The following is a 19,632-nucleotide window of genomic DNA, read 5'->3' as shown; positions in this document are numbered from 1 at the left end:
AGACTTGACCGCACACGGGCTGATCGACACCACGGAGATGTACCTCCGGACGGTATTCGAGCTCGAGGAGGAGGGCATCGTCCCGCTTCGAGCCCGGATCGCCGAGCGCCTGCACCAGAGCGGCCCCACGGTCAGTCAGACGGTGGCTCGAATGGAACGCGACGGCCTGCTGCGTGTCGAGAACGACAGACACCTGGTCATGACGGCCGAGGGCCGCAAGCTCGCCACGCACGTCATGCGCAAGCACCGGCTGGCCGAGCGCCTCCTCGTCGACGTCATCGGACTCCCCTGGGAGGACGTGCACATCGAGGCCTGCCGCTGGGAGCACGTCATCTCCGAGGCCGTGGAGCAGCGCCTGGTGACCCTGCTCAACGCCCCCTCGGTGTGCCCGCACGGCAACCCCATTCCGGGGCTGGACGAGCTGGGCATGGTCGACTATGCTCCCGAACCCTTCACCGACGACTCCATCGTGCCCATGCTCGACGTGGCGTCGAACTCCGACACCACCGTCACCGTGCGGCGTATCAGCGAACAGCTCCAGTCGGACCCCGACATCATGCTCAGTCTCCGCAGATCCGGGGTACGACCCGGGCAGGAAGTCGTGCTGAGCGCGACGGACGACGGGGTCCGCGTGGTCGGCGGGGACGCGGGGGAGGCCGACCTGCCCGCGCACGTCGCCGGGCACGTTTTCGTCGCCAAGCCGTGAACCCCGCGCGAGATTGGTTGCTCATCGGGATTGTCACATTGCGCTGCGGGAACGTCCGGGGTGTTGCTACGCTCGCCCCAAGGTGCGGTCGTTCGGAGTACCCGGAGCGAGCATGTATGCAGCTCATGACGGCGAGGTGGCGGCTAGATGACACGGTGGGGTGAGCCCTTCCGGGAGAGCGACGCGCTCGCCACAGCCGCCGTGCTGGACCAGGCGCAGATCGCCTTCGTCGTCATCGACCGGTTCAGCCTGCTGCGCTACTGGAACCCCTTCGCGCGCGAGCTCTTCGGATTCGTGGGCGGCCGCGACTACGTCGGCCTGTCCCTCCTGGACATCGGCATCCACGAGTCCGACCGTGAACACGCCTCCCAGCTGGCCCGCCGCGTCCTGCGCGGCGAGCCCTGGGAGGGCACGTTCGCGGTCCTCAAGGGCGACTCCACCTGGATCCACGTGCGCGCCCAGGCCGTGCCCATGCAGGACGACTCCGGGGAGATCGACGGCATAGCCCTCATCGCCCGCGAGGCGCTGCGCAGCGGGCGCGTGGAGGAGCAGTACGGACTGCTGGAGCGGATCGGCAGCCGCCTGGCCAGCTCCCTGGAGTTCGACTCCACGGTCAAGGGCGTGGCCGGCATCCTCGTGCCGCAGTTCGCCGACCACTGCTTCATCGACCTCTACGACCACGACCGCCTGGTCAGACAGGTGTCGGTGCACGCCGAGGGCTGGTCGCCGCCGGCCCGGACCTGGTTCGACGTCGGCGACGAGGTCCGCTACCCCGAACGCCACTTCGTCACCCAGGCCCTGCGGCGCCTGGAGACCGTCGTCAGCGGCGACTACCTCTTCGAGAACTCCCCCACCGACCGCTCGGACGTGGTGTCCCGGCAGGTCGGCGTCACCTCCGCGATCGCCGCGCCCCTGCGCGCCCGCGGCGAGGTCCTGGGCGTTCTCACCCTGGCCCTGTCCGGCCTCTCCCCCCGGCAGAAGAGCACCTACGGCGGGTTCGACCGCGACCTCGTGGGCGCCATCGCCTCCCGGGTGGCCCTGGCGATCGACAACGCCCGCCTGTTCGAGGAGGAGCGCAGCACCGCGCTCGCCTTCCAGGACAGCCTGCTGCCCAGTGTCTTCCCACAGCTCGACGGCCTGACCGTGGCCACCCGCTACCTGCCCGCCGGGCCCCTGCAGGCGCACGGCCACGGCATCCAGACCCAGGTCGGCGGCGACTTCTACGACGCCATCCCGCTCTCCGCCGGCCGGGTGGGGCTCGTGATCGGCGACGTCGAGGGCCGCGGACCGCACGCGGCCGCGGTCATGGGCCAGTTGCGCGCGGCCCTGCGCGCGTTCGCCCAGGCCGACCGGGAACCCGCCGACATCCTGCGCGAACTCGACGAGTGGGTGCGCCAGCTCGGCCAGCCCGACGGCCAGGGCGGCACGTGGATCCCCAGCGTCAGCTGCCTGTACATGGTCTACGACGCCTGGTCGCGCGAGCTCTCCTACGCCAACGCCGGGCACGCGGCGCCGCTCCTGGTCACCTCCGAGTCCGTCGAGACCCTCGACCTGGAGATCACCGACCGCGTGCTGGGCGTGCGCGCCAAGGGCGCGGCGGGCGAGGACATCGTCTACCACCAGGCGAACCTGCGCCTGCCCATCGGTGCCACCCTGGTCATGTACACCGACGGACTGGTCGACCGGCGGCCGATCGGCGGCCGGGCCGACCCCGAGGGCGCCCTGGAGCGCATGGCCGAGCGCGTGGCCGAGGTCGCCGACAAGGACGTCGACCAGATCGCCGAGGTGGCCGCGCACAGCGTGCCCGGCGAACTCGACGACGACACCGCGCTGATGGTCGTGCGCACCCACTCCGACGAACTGGACCTCATGGAGGGCTGGTTCCGCTCGGAGGCCTCCACCGTGGGCGAGGCCCGCCACCTGGCGGCCAACACGTTCAAGGAGTGGGGGATGGGCCGCGACCAGTCCGAGCTCGCCTGCCTGCTGGTCTCGGAGATCGTCACCAACGTCGTCATCCACGCCACCCCCCACCCCGTGCACCGCGAGTTCACCGGCAGCGGCGTCCTCGACTCCGAGGGGCCGCCGGCGAGCGACGCACCGGCCGACGAGTTCGACGAGGACTGGACCGACCTGCTGGAGGCGGTCTCGGAGGCCGACGAACCCGCCGAGGAGCCGTGGGAGAAGGAGTTCCTGCTCCGACTGCGCCGCGGCGCCACCGCCGTGTGGGTGGAGGTCTTCGACCACGACCTGCGGCTGCCGCGCATCCGCAGCGCCGCCGCCGACGACGAGGGCGGCCGCGGGCTCTACCTGGTGGAACAGCTGGCCAGCCGGTGGGGGTCGCGTCCCACGCCGGACGGCAAGGCCGTGTGGTTCGAGATGCCGATGCACGGTGACGAGGACGAGGACGGCACCGAGACACTCGGCTGAACCGCCTCCCGGCACACCGATCCGCCCCCAGCGGCCCCGACTCCCTGCCACGGGACGCTCCCGCAGCGTTCCGTGACCGATCTGACCTGGCACGAACCCTGTCAAATCGGTAATTTGTGGGCAGCCGTCCCCCATGAACCCCGGAGCCCCGATGACCTCTCCCACCCGTCCGTCCCGTCGATTCCGCCCGAGTCTCGGCGTCGTGGCGGGAAGCGCCGTCCTCGCCGCGGCGGCCTGCGCCCCCGTGGACGAGGAGTCGACCGGCCCGGCCGCGGACGCGGCCGTGGAGTGCGCGCCCGACCAGCTGCCCACCCTGACCGAGGGCACGCTCACGATCGGCACGGACAGCCCGGCCTACCCGCCGTGGTTCGTCGACGACGACCCGGCCAACGGCGAGGGTTTCGAGTCGGCGGTCGCCCACGCGGTCGCCGAGCGGCTCGGCTACACCCCCGAGCAGGTCGAGTGGAGCGTCGTGACCTTCAACAACGCGATCCAGCCGGGGCCGAAGCAGTACGACTTCGACATCAACCAGTTCTCCATCACCGACGAGCGCCGGGCCGCCGTCGACTTCTCCAGCCCGTACTACGACGTGCGCCAGACGGTCATCGCGATGGCGGGCACGGACGCCGCCGACGCGACCTCCCTGGCGGACCTGGCCGGACTGAGCCTGGGCGCCCAGGTGGGCACCACGAGCTACGACGCGCTGGTGGAGACCGTGGCACCGGACGAGGAGCCGCAGGTCTTCAACAACAACGACGACGCCAAGCAGGCCCTGGAGAACGGGCAGGTGGACGCGCTCGTCCTCGACCTGCCCACGGCCTTCTACGTCACCTCCGCCGAGCTGGAGGACGCCGAGATCGTCGGCCAGCTCCCGTCGACCGACGCCGACACCGAACAGTTCGGCCTGGTCCTGGACCTGGACTCGCCGCTGACGGACTGCGTCACCGAGGCCGTCGACGGCCTGCGCGAGGACGGTACGCTCGCCGAGCTCGAACAGGAGTGGCTCTCGGAGGCCGCTGACGTTCCCGAGCTGGCGTGAGCGGCGGCAGCGCCCCCGCCCGCGTCCCGAGCGTCCTGGAGGCCGAACGGGTCGCCTTCCGCCGCCGCCAGGGCGTGCGGTCGGTCCTGGTCGGCGCGGTCTCCACGGCGCTGCTCGGCGGAGTCCTGGTCAGTGTGGTGATCGGCTCTCCGGGCTGGGACCGGGTGCGGGAGACCTTCTTCGACGCGGCCGTGGCCCGCGAGGCCCTGCCCGCGGTGCTCACGGGGCTCTGGCTCAACGTGCGGGTCCTGCTGTTCTGCGCGCTGGGCTCGCTGGCGCTCGGGCTCGTCGTGGCGATCATGCGGACCCTGCGCGGACCGGTGTTCTTCCCGCTGCGGGCCCTGGCGACGTCGTACACCTACGGGTTCCGCGGCGCGCCGCTGATCATCGTCCTGTACCTGATGACCTTCGGGGTGCCGGGACTGCGGCTGGAGGGCACCCCGAGCGTCCTGGTGCTCGGCGGGATCGCGCTGGTGATCACCTACGGCGCCTACATCGCCGAGGTGTTCCGCGCCGGGATCGAGTCGGTGCACCCCAGCCAGATCGCGGCGGCCCGCTCGCTCGGGCTCACCTATCCGCAGACCATGCGCCACGTGGTCCTGCCGCAGGCCGTGCGGCGGGTCTCGCCGCCGCTGCTCAACGACATGGTGGCGCTGCAGAAGGACGTGGGGCTGATCTCGCTGGCGGGGCCGATCGACGCGATCCGCGCCGCACAGATCGCCACCGCGCAGACCTACAACTTCACCCCCTACATCGTGGCCGGGGTGCTGTTCGTGCTGATGGCGATCCCGTTGGTGGCGGTGACCGACTGGGTGACCGTGCGCTCGGCACGCCGGCAGTCGGCGGAGGGGGGACGATGAGCGAGCTGGAACGGCTGGCGCGCCTGGGCGGCACCGGGGCGGATCCGGAATCCGTCCCCGTGCTGCGGGTGCGGGACGTGCGCAAGGAGTTCCGGGGCACGGTGGTGCTCGACGGGCTGGACCTGGACGTGCCCGAGCACGGTGTGGTGGTGCTGATCGGCGCCTCCGGTTCCGGCAAGTCCACCCTGCTGCGGTGCGCGAACCTGCTGGAGCCGATCAGCGACGGATCCATCCACCTGGACGGTGAGCACATCACCGACCCCAGGGTGGACCCCGACCGCGTGCGGCGCCGGATCGGGATGGTGTTCCAGTCCTTCAACCTGTTCCCGCACATGTCGGTGCTGGACAACATCACGCTGGCGCCGCGCCGCGTGCACGGTCGCGACCGCGCGGAGGCGACGGAGCGGGCGAGGGAGCTGCTGGACCGGGTCGGCCTGTCGGAGAAGGCCGACGAGTACCCGGACCGGCTCTCGGGCGGGCAGCAGCAGCGGGCGGCGATCGTGCGCGCGCTGGTCAACTCCCCGCGCCTGCTGCTCCTGGACGAGGTCACCAGCGCGCTCGACCCCGAACTGGTGGGGGAGGTGCTGGACCTGGTCCGCGGATTGCGCGACGAGGGGATGACGATGCTGCTGGCCACCCACGAGATGGGCTTCGCGCGCCAGGTCGCCGACACCGTGTGCTTCCTGGACGGGGGCCGGGTGCTGGAGCAGGGGCCGCCCGCGCAGGTGCTGGGCGATCCCGAGCAGCCCAGGACACGGCGCTTCCTCCAGCGGATCATCGACGCCGGACGGCTCTGAGCGGGCGGGGGTGCGGCGCCGGGCGGTTCTGAGCGGGCGGTGACGCGCTCCGTAGCCGGGGGCGAACAGTACGCGAACCCCTCTTGCCGATCTTGTGCCGGGTGGGCGCCCCGGTTAGCGTGCGCCTGGTACGCGCCCACCCCCACGAGGGCGCGTGCGACCGGATCCCGCCCCGGAAGGACCCCCCATGCCAGGACCCTTCGACCCCCGTGACGCGGTACCCCGCCCGAGCGCACCCGTCTCCACCCCCGCCCCAGGGCCCGGCCGCCGCCTCCTCGGCCGGGCCCGCCGTCTGGGCACCCGCGGCCTCGTCGGCGCGTTCGCCCTGGTCCTCGTCCTGCCGGGCATCGCGCTCGCGGCACCGCCACCGGCACTGCCCGCGAGCCACACCGAGGCCGAGGGCACGTGGCAGCCGGCCTTCGACTACGACACCGACGGCTGCTACCCGACCCCCGCGATCGGCCCCGACGGCACCCTGAACGGCGGCCTCAAGACCTCCGGGGCGCTCAACGGCAACTGCCGCGACCGGTCCGACCTCGACAACACCAACTCCTACGCGCGCTCCCGCTGCGACGCGAGCGGCTGGTGCGCCTTCATGTACGCCCTCTACTTCGAGAAGGACCAGGTGCTGCCCGGCTGCTGCGGGCACCGCCACGACCTGGAGCACGTGGTCGTGTGGGTTCTGGACGGCCAGGCCCGGTACGTGTCCGCCTCGGCCCACGGCGACTACGACACCCGGCCCGCCGACCAGGTGCGCTGGGAGGGGACGCACCCCAAGATCGTCTACCACAAGGACGGCGCCTCGACCCACGCGTTCCGCTTCGCGGCCGGGCACGACGACCCGCCGGAGAACCACTACGGGGTGTGGCAGTACCCGGACCTCGTGGGCTGGGACCACTTCCCGCCCGGAATCCGCGACACGCTGACCTCGGCCGACTTCGGCAGCGCGCAGCTCGACCTCCGGGACGACCGGTTCGGGTCCGCGCTGGAGCGCGCCCGGCCCGCGGGCATCGACTTCGACCCCTACGCCCAGGACGCCCGGCTCTGAGTCCCGGGCACCGAGCGCCCGGTTCTGAGCCGCTCGCAGCTGTGAGCCGCACCCGTCGGGCCCGCCTCCTCCTCCGGAAGGGCGGTGCCCCGCCGGGTGCGGTGCGGGCCGCGGGGTGCCGGGTGCCTCAGCGCCAGGACCAGGCCCACAGCAGCAGGCACACGAAGACGAAGAAGACCACGATGCCGCTGGTCGCCCAGGGGATGTGGACCTTGGGGCGGAGCTTGCGTACGCCGATGACGAGCAGTACGACCAGCAGGCCCATGACGATGAGGCCGTCCCACGCACCGCTCATGACCGACTCGACCCTTCCGGGAGGGGGCTCAGGGGTTCAGGAGGTCACAGGCCCAGTCCGCGCCCGACGATCTCCTTCATGATCTCGGTGGTCCCACCGTAGATCGTCTGGACGCGGGCATCCTGCCAGGCCCGTGCCACCGGGTATTCCATCATGTACCCGTACCCGCCGTGAAGCTGCAGGCAACGGTCCATCACCCGGTTGCACATCTCCGTGGTCCACCACTTGGCCATGGCGGCGTCCTCGACGGTCAGCTCACCCTCGTTGAGCAGCGCGACCCCGCGGTCGACGTAGGTCCGGCCCAGGTCCACCTCGGTCGCCAATTCAGCCAGCACGAAACGGGTGTTCTGGAAGCGCCCGATCGGCCGGCCGAAGGCGGTGCGGTCGCGGCAGTACTCGATCGTGTGCCGCAGGATCCCGTCGGCGGAGGCGACCGCGCAGGTCGCGATGGACAGGCGCTCCTGCGGCAGGTTGTGCATGAGGTGGATGAACCCCTGGCCCTCGGTGCCGATGAGGTTGGCGGCCGGCACGCGCACGTCCTCGAAGAAGAGTTCGGCGGTGTCCTGCGCCTTCATGCCGATCTTGTCGAGGTTGCGGCCTCGCTCGAAGCCGGGGGTCCCGCGCTCCACCGCGATGAGGGAGAACCCCTGGGCGCCCGCGTCCGGGTCGGTCCGGGCCACCACGATCACCAGGTCGGCGTTGACGCCGTTGGTGATGAAGGTCTTGGCGCCGTTGACGACGAACTCGTCGCCCTCGCGTACCGCGGAGGTGCGGATGGCCTGCAGGTCGCTGCCGGTGCCGGGCTCGGTCATGGCGATGGCGGTGATCAGCTCGCCGCTCGCGAACCCGGGCAGCCACCGCCGCTTCTGCTCGTCGGTGGTCAGGCCGACCATGTAGGGCGCCATGACGTCGTTCTGGAGGGTGATCCCGAGGCCGCTGCCGTGGGCGCGGCAGATCTCCTCGTTGACGATGGTGTTGTACCGGTAGTCGTGCAGTCCCGTGCCGCCGTACTCCTCGGGGACGCCGTGGCCGAGCAGGCCGACCTCGCCCGCCCTCAGCCACACCTCGCGGGGCACGATGCCGTCCTTCTCCCACTGCGCGTGGAAGGGCACGACCTCGCGCTTGAGGAACTCGGCGACCGTCTCCCGGAAGAGGTCGTGGTCGGCGTCGAACAGGTTCCGCTTCATGGACGGCTCCGGCGGGTGAGGGCGGTCACGTACACCCCACGCTAACCGAATCTCGTTCGGTTTAGAAGGGGAGACGCCGAGCAGGAGCAGAGATCGCGCCCTCGGGCGCGGTTCCTCCCCGCCGCGGACGCGGCTCTTGCCCCTACCTGGGGCACGGGGTGTACCCGAAGCCTCCGCGGGGACCATGTCTGGTGCCCTGCCCCCCGAGAGAGCGAGCCCCATTGGCCCCCACATCCCGTTCAGCCAAGCGTCGGCGCAGGCGCGACAAGATCCGTGCCGCCAGGCGCCGACAGGAACGCGAAGCGCTTCGGGCCGCCGAACGCCAGCGAGAGCGCGACAAGCACTCTGGCGTCGGAGCCCGACAGGACCGGGCCAAGCCCCCGGGCGTCGGAAGCCGACCACGCGGGGACAAGCCCCCTGCCGCGGCCGTGTTCACGGTGGGCGTCTCGCTGCTGATCCTGCTCGGCCTCGGCCTCTACTTCCTCGTCGGCCGGGAGTCCGTGCCGGACACGTGGCGAGTCACAGGATTCGACGCCCAGGTCACCGTGCACTCCTCGGGGTCGGTCGACATGGTCGAGACCATCACCTACGACTTCGGCGACGAACCCTCCCACGGCCTGACCCGCGAACTGCCCGAGACCGGGTGGATCGACGACTACGGTTGGCGCGACTTCGGCCTCACCGACGTCCGGGCCGACAGTGCCGACGGCCTGCCGGTGGAGATCAGCCCCCACCACGGCAACCCCCATAGGGAGAGCCAGACCATCGTGCGTCTGGGCGACTTCGAGGCCGGTCCGGCCCTCACCGGGGAACACGTCTTCGAGATCGCCTACACCTACGAACGCCTCACCACCCCGGACGGAGGCGGCGGGGCACGGTACTACGCCGACATCATCGGCACCGGATGGAGTGTCCCGGTCGAGTCGACCACCGTGGCATTCCACCTGCCCGACCTCGCCGACCCCGTCGGCCCCGTCGAACCGTGGGAAGCAGAGGAGGCGGAGGCGGCGGCTGATCAGGGTGTCGGAGCGCGGGCGGGGAACACTGGAGTCGAGGGGCCCTGGGCGGCGTCGGCGCTCCCGACGGGAGGGGGCGGGTACTTGCCAGGGCAGTGAAACCGAATACAGTTCGGTTCAGAACCGTCACCCCAGCTCCCCTTGGAGGGTCCCGTGGCCGAGGCATTCATCGTCGGCGCAGTCCGTACCCCCGTCGGCACGAAGAAGGGCGCGCTCGCCGCCGTGCACCCCGCCGACCTCGGCGCGCACGTACTCAAGGAGGTCGTCGAGCGCACCGGTGTCGACCCGGCGGCCGTCGAGGACGTCATCATGGGCTGTGTCAGCCAGGCCGGGCCCCAGGCGCTCGACCTCGCGCGCACCGCCTGGCTCTCCGCCGGGCTCCCCGAGTCCGTTCCGGGCGTCACCATCGACCGCCAGTGCGGTTCCTCCCAGCAGGCCCTGCACTTCGCCGCCCAGGGCGTGATGTCGGGGACCCAGGACCTGGTCCTGGCCTCGGGCGTCGAGAACATGGGCATGGTCCCCATGGGCGCCAACGTCCAGTTCGCCGTCGACAACGGCCTCTCGCTGTACGGCGAGGGCTGGGGGCAGCGCTACGGCGACCAGGAGATCTCCCAGTTCCGCGGCGCCCAGCTCATGTGCGAGAAGTGGGGCTTCAAGCGCGAGCAGCTGGAGGAGTTCGCGCTGGAGAGCCACCAGCGCGCCGCCCGGGCGATCGAGGCGGGCCACTTCGACGACCAGGTCGCGCCGCTGGCCGGGGTCGAGCGCGACGAGGGCGTGCGTCCCGACACCACCCTGGAGAAGATGGCCGGTCTGAAGCCGCTGCGGGAGAGCTGGGAGCTCACCGCCGCCGTGGCCAGCCAGATCTCGGTCGGCGCGAGCGCCGTGCTCATCGCGTCCGAGCGCGCGGTCGAGCAGCACGGCCTCACTCCGCTGGCGCGCGTCGTGCAGCTCTCCCTGGTCGGCGACGACCCGGTGTACATGCTCACCGCGCCGATCCCCGCGACCAGGAGGGCGCTGGCGAAGGCCGGCCTGAGCATCGACGACATCGACGTCACCGAGATCAACGAGGCCTTCGCCCCGGTGCCGCTGTCCTGGATCCAGGAGCTGGGCGCCGACCCGGAGCGGGTCAACCCCAACGGCGGCGCGATCGCCCTGGGCCACCCGCTGGGGGCCACCGGCACGGTGCTGATGACCAAGCTGGTCAACGAACTGCACCGCACCGGTGGGCGCTACGGCCTGCAGACCATGTGCGAGGGCGGCGGCCAGGCCAACGTCACCATCATCGAACGCGTCTGACCCGGCCAACGGACCCCGACTACTACGTGGTTGCCTGCATGCATGCAACCACGTAGGCTCTTCTTATGAGTCAGGTGACGTGGAGAGCAGAAGACGAACTGGTCCGCCGTGTGAGAAGCACAGCCGAGCGCCGCGGTGTGAGCATGAACGAGTACCTCACACGGGTGCTTCAGGCCGCGACCGATCCGGATCTCGAAGGTGACGAGGCGCGAGCGATCCGAGCCAAGCTCGCTCAGGCAGGACTGCTGGACTCCTCGGGAACACCGAGGGAACGTCCCGGCCGTGAGGCCTTCGAGAGGGCTCGCCAGGCCACGGCCGGAGGAACTCCACTCCAGGATCTGATAGCGGAAGGGCGAGGATGAGTCTCTTCGCGGACAGCTCGGCCGTAGTCAAGCTGTATGCCGCAGAACACGGTAGCGACGCGATGCTCGGCCTGACGGATCCGGTCGTGTTGTCCCAGCTGACCCAGGTCGAGGTGCCTGCCGCTCTGTGGAAGAAGCAGAGAATGGGTGAGCTGAGCGTGGAGGACACCGGAATCCTTGTCTCCGCCTTCGAGGCCGACTACTTCGGGACGCCGAGGGAGCCCCGCCGATTCTCGGCAGCGGTCGTGTCCGCCGAGATCCTCGAAGAAGCCGTACGGCTCACTGCCGTGCACGGTCTACGTGCCTACGACGCCGTACAGCTGGCCTCGGCGAAGGCGGTGCGCTCGGTCGATCCGCGCTGCACTGTCTTCGCCGTCTTCGACAAGGACCTGCGGGAAGCTGCGGCGATGGAAGGATTCCGGTTGTTCCCCGAGGACTGAATGGTTTCTGGGAACGGGTCCCTCAGCCCTGGCGTGGCGGCGGGGCGACGGCGCCGGGCATCTCGCGCTGCGGGCGGATGTTGTGGTTGCGGTGGAAGACGTTGTCCGGGTCGAACCCGGTCTTGACCGCGCTCAGCCGCGCGTAGTTGTCCTCGCCGAATCCGCGCACCACGCGCGCCTCCCCCTCGTCCCCGGTGAAGTTCAGGTACACGTCCCCCGTGGACCACGGGCGCACGTCCGCGCGGACGTCCCGCACCCACTGGACGGCCCTTTCGTCGTCCTCGGGGTCCTCCCACATCGCGAGCGGGTGGACCGCCCACGCTGCGTGGCGCCAGGGCAGCGGGTAGTCGGCCTGCGAACGCCCGACGGCGCCGCCGAGCCGCCACATGGCGTGGGCCGTGGGGGAGGGGATGACCATGTCGTCGGCCCGTGCGCAGAACGCGTCGATCGCCGGGTCCGGCAGTGAGGCCAGGTGTTCCACCGACCAGTAGTTGCGGTAACCGGGCGGGTCGTCGAGCGCCTTCTGCATCTCTGCGTAGGGCATGTCGGTGACCATCTCCACCTCCGGCCCCAGACGGGTCAGAGGCGCGGCCAGGTCGCGCAGCATCGCCTCGCCGCCGACACACGTGAGCACCACCCCGCACACCAGCCTGCCCACCAACTCCTCCGGTACGAACGGCTCCGGCTGCGCGACGAGGTAGATCAGACCTCCGCCGATCTCGTCGGGAGCCTGCTCCATGAAGTCCCGCCATGTGCGTGTGACCTCGGGCCCGTCCTCGGGCAGGAACAGCAGCAGGCCCATGGAGAACTCCGGCAGCGGGTGCAGCCGCAACTCCATGCGGGTGGCGACGCCGAAGTTCCCGCCGCCGCCGTGCAGGGCCCAGAAGAGCTCGGGATTCTCGTCGGCGGCCGCGTGCACCAGGTCGCCCTCGGCGGTGACCAGGTCGACGCTCAGCAGGTTGTCGCAGGCGAGGCCGAACTTGCGCTCGATCCACCCCGAGCCGCCGCCGAGCACGAAGCCGCCGACACCGGTCGTCGACACCCGTCCTCCCGTCGTGACCAGGCCGTGCCGCGTCGTCGCCTCGTCCATCTGCCCCATGACCGCGCCGCCCCCGACACCGACCTGCATCGTGTCGGTGTCGACGGCGACCGTGTGCATGCGGCGCAGGTCGATGACGAGACCGCCCTGGGTGAGGCTCATCCCGGAGACGCTGTGACCGCCGCCGCGGATCGCGATCTCCAGGTCCTCTTCACGGGCGCACTCGATGCCGCGGCGCACGTCGTCGGTGCTCGCGCACTGGGCGATCACGGCGGGCCGGGTCTCGATCATCGCGTTGAAGAGTGTCCGAGCCTCCTCGAACCCGTCGTCCATGTTCGAGAACACCCGCCCCTCGAAGCCGGAGCGCAGGCGCGCCAGCGCGGAGTCGGAGATGGGCTGCACCTTGAGCTGGGCCATGGCTGTCTCCCTTGTGACCAGGGGCGTCCTCCGGGGCCGCGGTGGGTCTCGGACGCGTCGTGGGTGGCGCCGGAACACGGCGTACCGCCAACACCCCTACTCAGCACACTAGGCGTGTCCGAGCGCGGTGATAAGACCGTTTCGCCTGCTCATTGCCGTTCTCGTCCCCCGCCTGTGTCCCGAGGCCCGCCGACCGGGCACGGTCGCGCGGCCGAATCCCGTCCTGCCGGGCGATCACCGTGCCCGGGCGGGCCGCGGCCCGCCGCGCTCGCGGACGTCCGTGGCCGGAAGCGGTCAGGCCCCCGTGAGTGCCGGGCCGCCGACGCCGTGGTCCAGGCCCAGCCAGGCGGCCATCTCGCCGAGCTGGGCGGTGAGCTCCTCCAGGGTCTCGGGCGGCGCGCCCTCCTCCAGCGTGATCCGCTGGGCCAGCAGCGTCCCCGAGGCGCGGTCGGCCTTGAGGTCGACCCGGGCCACCAGGTCCTCGCCCAACAGGAACGGCAGCACGTAGTAGCCGTGCACCCGCTTGGCGGCGGGGACGTAGATCTCCAGCCGGTACCTGAAGCGGAACAGCTCCTCGGCGCGGTCGCGCGTCCACACCAGCGAGTCGAACGGGCTGAGCAGCGCGCGGGCGTTCACCCGGCGCGGCACGCGGGCGTCCCGGTGCAGGTAGGCGGTGCGTTCCCAGCCCCTGACCCGGACCGGGACCAGTTCGCCGGAGTCGACGAGGTCGGCCACGGCCGCCCGCGACTCCGCCCCCTTGAGCCGGAAGTAGTCGCGCAGGCAGGGCTCCGTGGCGATGCCGTGGGCGCGGGCGGCGATGGCGACCAGTTCCCGGTGGGCCTCCTCCGCCGACGGCTCCGGCGCCAGGTGGTGCTCGGCCGGCAGCACCCGCTCCGGAAGGTCGTAGCGGCGCTCGAACTGGGCGTTGCGCCCGTTGGAGGTGAGGTCGCCGATCCAGAACAGGTACTCCAGGCACTTCTTGACCTCGGACCAGTTCCAGCCCCAGTGCTCCTTGACCCGTGGCGCGTCGTGCGCGAGGGCGGCCTCCACCTCGCGGGCGGTGGCCGGGCCGACCCGGCCCACCTCCTCCAGGACGGTCTTGACGAGGTCCGGCTTGTCCTCGCGGATGCCGTTCAACCAGCCCACGCGCTCCTGGGCGCGGTTGCGCTCCATCCGGTACCGCATCAGCTGCCGGGTGGCGGGCGGGACCAGGCTGGCCTCGTGCGCCCAGCACTCCACCAGGCGCGCCGGCCCGGAGCCCGCGTCGGTGGTGGTGGCGCGGTCCAGCAGGGCGGGGTCGTAGGCGCCCATGCGCGCGAACACCGGCAGGTACTGGCTGCGGGCCAGGACGTTCACACTGTCGATCTGGAGGATGCCGACCCTGCGCACGACCCGTCCGAGGTGGGCCAGGGTGGGGGTCGCGGCGGGGCGGCGGTCGGCGAATCCCTGGGCGGCCAGGGCGATCCGGCGGGCCTGTGACAGGGACAGCTCCGCGTCGCGGCGGGGGTGCGGTTCAGCCATGCCGCCACGGTAGCCCCCGCCCACGACACTCCGCCGCTGGTCGTCACGGCCGCCCCGGCCGCCCCGGCCGCCCCGGCCTCAGCCCATCCGGCGGTGCTGGTCCTCGGCCTTGGACGGCCCGGGCTCGGCCGGACCGATCAGCGGTCCGGGAAGCGAGGGGTCGACCACACCCTCCTCCAACCAGGTGTAGGAGTCGTCCATCACCCGTCGGGACACCTTGCCGTCGATCTCGTCGGTGTTGGACCACAGACCGGTGAACAGGGCGTCGATCCGCAACCGCGACTGCCGGCAGAACACGTCGGCCAGCTCGAACGGGGTGTTGCCGCGCTCGGGGCGGGTGTCGGCGTCGTGGCGGGCCCGCACGATCACCGCGCTCATCGCGAACAGCTCGGCGCCGATGTCCACGATCCTGGCCAGGAACCCCTGCTTGGTCTCCATCCGGCCCTGCCACCGCGACATCCCGTAGAACGTGGACCGGGCGAGCTTGCGCGCGGTGCGCTCCACGTACCGCAGGTGACCGGCGATCGGCCCGAACTCCGCGAACGCGGAGGGCACCTGTCCCTGCCCCACCACCAGGCTGGGCAGCCAGGCGGCGTAGAAGCCGCTCGCCCTGGCCACCGCCCGCGCCTTGTCGGAGCGGTCGGACTCGGGGTCGATGATGTCCCCGGCCACCGCCAGGTGGGCGTCGACCGCCTCGCGGGCGATCATGAGATGCATGATCTCGGTGGATCCCTCGAAGATCCGATTGATGCGCAGGTCGCGCAGCATCTGTTCGGCGGGCACGCCGCGCTCGCCGCGCGCCGCCAGGGAGTCCGCGGTCTCGAAGCCGCGACCGCCCCGGATCTGCACGAGGTCGTCGGCGATGCGCCAGGCGTGCTCGGAGGCCCACAGCTTCGCGATGGCCGCCTCGATGCGGATGTCGTTGCGCTTGTCGTCGGCGAGCTGTCCGGCCAGCTCGACCATGGCGTCCATGGCGTAGGTGGTGGCGGCGATGGCGGAGATCTTCTTGGCCACCTCCTCGTGCTTGCCGACCGGGCGCCCCCACTGGACGCGCTCGCGCGCCCACTCGCGGGCGATCCGGGTCGCCCACTTGCCCGCGCCCACGCAGATGGCCGGCAGGGACAGGCGGCCGGTGTTGAGGGTGGACAGGGCGATGCGCAGCCCGCGGCCCTCCTCGCCGATCCGGTTGGCCACCGGGACGCGCACCTGGTGCAGGCGGGTGACGCCGTTCTCCAGCCCGCGCAGGCCCATGAAGCGGTTGCGGTGCTCCACGGTGATGCCGGGGGAGTCGCCCTCCACGACGAACGCGGTGATGCCGCCCCGGTGGCCGGGCCCCTCGGGCACCCGCGCCATGACCACGAGCAGGTCGGCGACGACCCCGTTGGTGGTCCACAGCTTCACGCCGTCCAGGACGTAGGCCGTGCCGTCGTCGGTGGGGGTGGCGGTGGTCCGCAACCGGGCGGGGTCGCTGCCCACGTCCGGTTCGGTGAGCAGGAACGCGCTGATGTCGTCGCGGGCGCAGCGCGGCAGGAAGGCCCGCTTCTGGGCTTCGGTGCCGAACATGGCCACGGGTTGGGGGACCCCGATCGACTGGTGGGCCGAGAGCAGCGCGGCGATCGCGGGGGAGGCCGACCCGACCAGGGTGAGGGCGCGGTTGTAGTGGAGCTGGCCGAGCCCGAGCCCCCCGTACTCGGCGGGGATCTTCATCCCGAAGGCGCCCAGGTCGCGCAGGCCGCGCACGACCTCGTCGGGGATGCGCTCCTCGCGTTCGATGCGCTGGGCGTCGATGCCCTCGCAGAACTCGCGCAGGCGGGCGAGGAAGGCCGCGCCATCGCGGTCGGCCGCCCCGGTGGAGTCGGGGAGCGGGTGGATCAGATCGAGGCGGAGCCGGCCGAGGAAGAGTTCCTTGGCGAAGCTGGGCAGCTCCCAGGCGCTCTCGCGGGCCTGTTCGGCGACGGCGCGGGCACGCCGTTCGTCGACCTCGGGCTCGGCTGCGTTCGGGGCATCGGGTTCGACGGTCGACATGGGTCGCTCACCTCACTGGCGGGGGTGTCACACTGTGTCCTGCATCACAGCCCTACCCGTCGGTACCGCCCTTGACGCCTGGCCTTGCGGTCGCAGGCGAGATCGACGACCTCTGCAGAGAAAAACCTTTGGCCCGATGCGAACCAGGGGGAGCGGTGGGCCGTCCTAGTTCATGAGCGACGGAATCCCTCGGAGTATGCGCTGGGTAGTCGCGGCGCCCCGGTGCGGAGGACGGCCGCACCGGGGCGTTCCCGGGCGCCTGGAAGACGCGTTCTTCGGTCCTTCCGGGCCTGGGAGTGTCGTGTCGGTGAGGTGGCCTAGGCTTCTGGTGTGCGTATCGCGACATGGAATGTGAACAGTGCCCGGGCGAGGACCGAGCGGATCGGCGCCTGGCTGGACCGGAGCGACGTCGACGTCCTCGCCATCCAGGAGACGAAGGCCCGCGACGACCAGTTCCCCGCCTCCGTCTTCACCGACCGCGGCTACGAGGTGGCCCACCACGGGCTCTCCCAGTGGAACGGGGTCGCGATCGCCTCCCGGGTCGGCCTCGCCGACGTGCAGATCGGGTTCCCCGGTCAGCCCGGCTACGGGGAGCCGGAGGAGGTCGAGGCGCGCGCCATCGGCGCCACCTGCGCCGGTGTCCAGGTGTGGAGCCTGTACGTGCCCAACGGCCGCGAGATCGACCACCCGCACTACGCGTACAAGCTGCGCTGGCTCGAGGCGCTGCGGGAGGCGGGTGCGGCCCGGCTGGCCGAGGACCCCCGCGCGCAGATCGCCTACGTCGGGGACTTCAACATCGCCCCCGAGGACACGGACGTGTGGGACATGGCCGAGTTCGAGGGCAAGACCCATGTCACCGAGCCCGAGCGCGCCGCGTTCACGAAGCTGGTCGAGGCCGGGTTCGCCGAGGTCGTGCGCGAGTACACCCCCGGTCCGGGCGTGTACACCTACTGGGACTACAAGGCCCTGTCCTTCCCCAAGCGCAAGGGCATGCGCATCGACTTCGTCCTGGCCTCCCCGTCGCTGAGCGAGCGCGTGAGCGGGGCCCGGATCGACCGCGAGGAGCGCAAGGGCAAGGGCGCTTCCGACCACGCCCCGGTCATCGTCGAGCTGGACGGGGAGGACGACGCGTGAGCCGCGCACCCCGTATCGCCGTATTCGGCAGCGTGAACATGGACCTGGTCGCCTACGTGGACCAGGTGCCCTCCAGCGGTGAGACCGTCACCGGCACGGCGTTCCGCCAGGTGCCCGGCGGCAAGGGCGCCAACCAGGCGGTCGCGGCCGCGCGGTCGGGCGCCGACACCGCATTCCTCGGGGCGGTGGGCGACGACTCCTTCGGGGAGGACCTGCGCGCCAACCTCGTGGACTGCGGCATCGACGTGTCGGGCCTGCGCACGGCGCCGGGCGCGTCCGGCGTGGCGCACATCGTCGTGGACGGCGGTGGCGGCAACTCGATCATCGTCGTGCCGGGCGCCAACGGCACGGTCACCGGGACGGTCGAGGGCGACGCGGCGGTCATCGGCGACCACGACGCCCTGCTGCTCCAGTTGGAGCTGCCGATGGAGGCCGTGGTCGACGCCGCGCGCACCGGGCGCCGACTGGGCGTGACCGTGTACCTGACGCCCGCGCCCGCCCGCGAGCTGCCCGCCGAACTGCTGGAGTCGGTGGACGTGCTGGTACCCAACGAGCACGAGGCCGCCGCGATCACCGGCTTCACCGACCCGTACGCGGCACTGGAGGCCCTGGTCGAGCTGGTGCCCGAGGTGCTGCTGACCATGGGAGAGGCGGGTTCGCTGCACGGCCGCCGGGGATCGAAGCCGGTGCACGTGCCCGCGCGCAGGGTCGAGGCCGTGGACACCACCGCCGCGGGCGACACCTACTGCGGCGCTTTCGCCGTGGCCCGGGCCGAGGGCAACACCCCCGAGGACGCGATGCGCTTCGCCGCGGCCGCCGCCGCGCTGTCGGTCCAGCGGCACGGGGCCGCCTCGTCCATCCCGACCCGCGCGGAGGTCGCCGCCTACGTCGCCGCCGACGCCTGACCCCTCGCGCACGCCGGAGGCGCCTGCTCACCGTTCTCCCCGGGCGGGCCGGTCGGGGCCATCCGCCTGGGATGATTCCGGGCGGTGACGTCGAGGGTGCCGAACGTGGTGGTCCGCGGGCAGGCGTCGAGGCGCCGCACGGGCTGTGCGGGCGGTCACGTGGTGCGGGAGCGCGGAGCGTCGGGCGAGGGCGCTGATCGTGCCGGGCGGCGGCACGATCGCCTCGCGGGTGCGTCCGTCAGGGGGCGTGCCCGATCTGCTTCAGGAACGGGGCCGGGTCCTGGTTCTGGAGGCGGACCTCCAGGACGATGTCGAGGTTCTCGCCGACGAGGGTCCCGCCCCAGGGCAGCTCGCCGCCGAGCCCCACTCCGAAGGCGGAGAGGCTGATCTGCGCGGTGGCGGAGAAGAAGTGCCCGTAGGTGTCCTCCGGGGACACGTAGTCGGGGGACTCGCCCACCCACTGGGCGTTCAGGGCGACCGGGACGGTGGTGCCGTGGATGGTCAGGTCCCCGTGCAGCCGGAAGGCGTACCGTCCGCGCCGGCTCGCCTCGAAGCCCGTGGACACGAAGCGGATCTCCGGGTGGTGGTCCACGTCCAGGAAGTCGGGGGAGCGCAGGTGGGCGTCGCGGGCGCCGACTCCGGTGTTGATGCTTCCGGCTTCCAGCGTCACCTCCACGCTGGACTCGGCGGGGTTCTCGGTGACCACGACCCGGCCCTCGGCACGGCCGAACGTGCCCTGGACCCGGCCGTAGCGCAGGTAGTGGGCGACGAAGATCAGGCTGGAGTGAAGCGGGTCCAGGTGCCATGTCCCCGGTGCGGGCCCCACTTCGGGAGGAGCTGACGTCATATCCGTTTTCTCCCTTATGTCGTGTCTGCGACTTTTGTCCACACACCTTAGGTCGGACGCCCCACCGGAGCGCCAGGTTCCCGGACACCCGGACACGAGATCTTCGACTCGGTCCCCGCGTCCGTCGTGCCCCGGAACCGGCCGCTCCCAGGCGGTGCACCCCTGCCGAGAGATGCCGCCGACCGGTGGCGGGTTCTCTCGCACACCGGTCGGCGGCCGGATCCGGCCAGGTCGGAGGTCCCGGCCACACGCACGTGCGCGCGTCCCGCGT

The 19,632-nt window shown here is 71.5% G+C and carries 17 protein-coding genes; 11 read left to right on the top strand and 6 right to left on the bottom strand.

The features are described from left to right. The first annotated feature begins 4 nt into the window (after positions 1-4). From M1P99_RS08100 to M1P99_RS08075, 6 genes are all read left to right on the top strand, one after another. On the top strand, positions 5-706 hold the full coding sequence (locus M1P99_RS08100) for a metal-dependent transcriptional regulator (protein ID WP_304452037.1): 702 nt from the start codon (positions 5-7) through the stop codon (positions 704-706). A 147-nt stretch (positions 707-853) separates the two neighbouring features. Next, positions 854-3,133, top strand: a complete 2,280-nt coding sequence (locus tag M1P99_RS08095; RefSeq protein WP_304452036.1) for a SpoIIE family protein phosphatase — start codon at positions 854-856, stop codon at positions 3,131-3,133. Positions 3,134-3,335: 202 nt separating this feature from the next. After that, entirely contained in the window at positions 3,336-4,172 is an 837-nt protein-coding gene (locus M1P99_RS08090; RefSeq protein WP_369696519.1) for an ABC transporter substrate-binding protein, read from the top strand. After that, the gene (locus M1P99_RS08085; RefSeq protein ID WP_304452034.1) at positions 4,169-5,032 is read left to right on the top strand and encodes an amino acid ABC transporter permease; all 864 of its coding nucleotides are present in this window, start codon (positions 4,169-4,171) and stop codon (positions 5,030-5,032) included. Before M1P99_RS08090 ends, M1P99_RS08085 begins: the two co-directional genes overlap by 4 nt. Continuing rightward, positions 5,029-5,829, top strand: coding sequence for an amino acid ABC transporter ATP-binding protein (locus M1P99_RS08080; protein ID WP_304452033.1), 801 nt, complete (start codon positions 5,029-5,031; stop codon positions 5,827-5,829). Before M1P99_RS08085 ends, M1P99_RS08080 begins: the two co-directional genes overlap by 4 nt. A 187-nt stretch (positions 5,830-6,016) precedes the next feature. Further along, the gene (locus M1P99_RS08075; protein ID WP_304452032.1) at positions 6,017-6,877 is read left to right on the top strand and encodes an NPP1 family protein; all 861 of its coding nucleotides are present in this window, start codon (positions 6,017-6,019) and stop codon (positions 6,875-6,877) included. A 127-nt stretch (positions 6,878-7,004) separates the two neighbouring features. On the opposite strand, the gene M1P99_RS08070 is transcribed toward M1P99_RS08075, so the two are convergent. Next, the gene (locus M1P99_RS08070; RefSeq protein WP_179825600.1) at positions 7,005-7,172 is read right to left on the bottom strand and encodes a hypothetical protein; all 168 of its coding nucleotides are present in this window, start codon (positions 7,170-7,172) and stop codon (positions 7,005-7,007) included. Between the two features lie 44 nt (positions 7,173-7,216). After that, a complete protein-coding gene (locus M1P99_RS08065; RefSeq protein WP_304452031.1) occupies positions 7,217-8,359 on the bottom strand; it encodes an acyl-CoA dehydrogenase family protein in 1,143 nt (380 codons plus the stop codon). A 221-nt stretch (positions 8,360-8,580) separates the two neighbouring features. On the opposite strand from M1P99_RS08065, the gene M1P99_RS08060 reads away from it, so the two are divergent. The 3 genes from M1P99_RS08060 to M1P99_RS08050 all read left to right on the top strand — a co-directional run bounded on the left by M1P99_RS08060 (position 8,581) and on the right by M1P99_RS08050 (position 11,473). Next, positions 8,581-9,474: a DUF2207 domain-containing protein gene (locus M1P99_RS08060; protein WP_304452030.1), complete on the top strand. Its 894-nt coding sequence runs from the start codon at positions 8,581-8,583 to the stop codon at positions 9,472-9,474. 54 nt (positions 9,475-9,528) lie between these two features. Then, positions 9,529-10,671, top strand: coding sequence for an acetyl-CoA C-acetyltransferase (locus M1P99_RS08055; RefSeq protein WP_304452029.1), 1,143 nt, complete (start codon positions 9,529-9,531; stop codon positions 10,669-10,671). Between the two features lie 358 nt (positions 10,672-11,029). After that, complete coding sequence (locus M1P99_RS08050) at positions 11,030-11,473, top strand: type II toxin-antitoxin system VapC family toxin (RefSeq protein ID WP_304452028.1); 444 nt, start codon at positions 11,030-11,032, stop codon at positions 11,471-11,473. 22 nt (positions 11,474-11,495) lie between these two features. Here M1P99_RS08050 and M1P99_RS08045 read toward each other — a convergent pair whose 3' ends face one another. The 3 genes from M1P99_RS08045 to M1P99_RS08035 form a co-directional block, all read right to left on the bottom strand. Beyond that, positions 11,496-12,929 (bottom strand): FAD-binding oxidoreductase, encoded by a 1,434-nt coding sequence (locus tag M1P99_RS08045; RefSeq protein ID WP_304452027.1) that lies wholly within the window; start codon positions 12,927-12,929, stop codon positions 11,496-11,498. A 294-nt stretch (positions 12,930-13,223) separates the two neighbouring features. Then, complete coding sequence (locus tag M1P99_RS08040) at positions 13,224-14,450, bottom strand: winged helix-turn-helix domain-containing protein (RefSeq protein ID WP_304452026.1); 1,227 nt, start codon at positions 14,448-14,450, stop codon at positions 13,224-13,226. A 78-nt stretch (positions 14,451-14,528) separates the two neighbouring features. Continuing rightward, complete coding sequence (locus tag M1P99_RS08035; RefSeq protein WP_304452025.1) at positions 14,529-16,475, bottom strand: acyl-CoA dehydrogenase family protein; 1,947 nt, start codon at positions 16,473-16,475, stop codon at positions 14,529-14,531. A 330-nt stretch (positions 16,476-16,805) separates the two neighbouring features. Here M1P99_RS08035 and M1P99_RS08030 point away from each other — a divergent pair, with 330 nt between their 5' ends. Further along, on the top strand, positions 16,806-17,609 hold the full coding sequence (locus M1P99_RS08030) for an exodeoxyribonuclease III (RefSeq protein WP_304452024.1): 804 nt from the start codon (positions 16,806-16,808) through the stop codon (positions 17,607-17,609). After that, positions 17,606-18,514, top strand: coding sequence for a ribokinase (gene rbsK / locus M1P99_RS08025; RefSeq protein WP_304452023.1), 909 nt, complete (start codon positions 17,606-17,608; stop codon positions 18,512-18,514). Before M1P99_RS08030 ends, rbsK begins: the two co-directional genes overlap by 4 nt. Positions 18,515-18,752: 238 nt before the next feature. Here the strand turns inward: rbsK and M1P99_RS08020 are convergent, their stop codons facing one another. After that, a complete protein-coding gene (locus tag M1P99_RS08020; RefSeq protein WP_304452022.1) occupies positions 18,753-19,361 on the bottom strand; it encodes a YceI family protein in 609 nt (202 codons plus the stop codon). Positions 19,362-19,632 lie beyond the last annotated feature (271 nt).

The organism is Nocardiopsis sp. YSL2, assembly GCF_030555055.1.
Lineage (GTDB): Bacteria > Actinomycetota > Actinomycetes > Streptosporangiales > Streptosporangiaceae > Nocardiopsis.
This window is presented reverse-complemented; position numbering and strand designations above follow the sequence as displayed.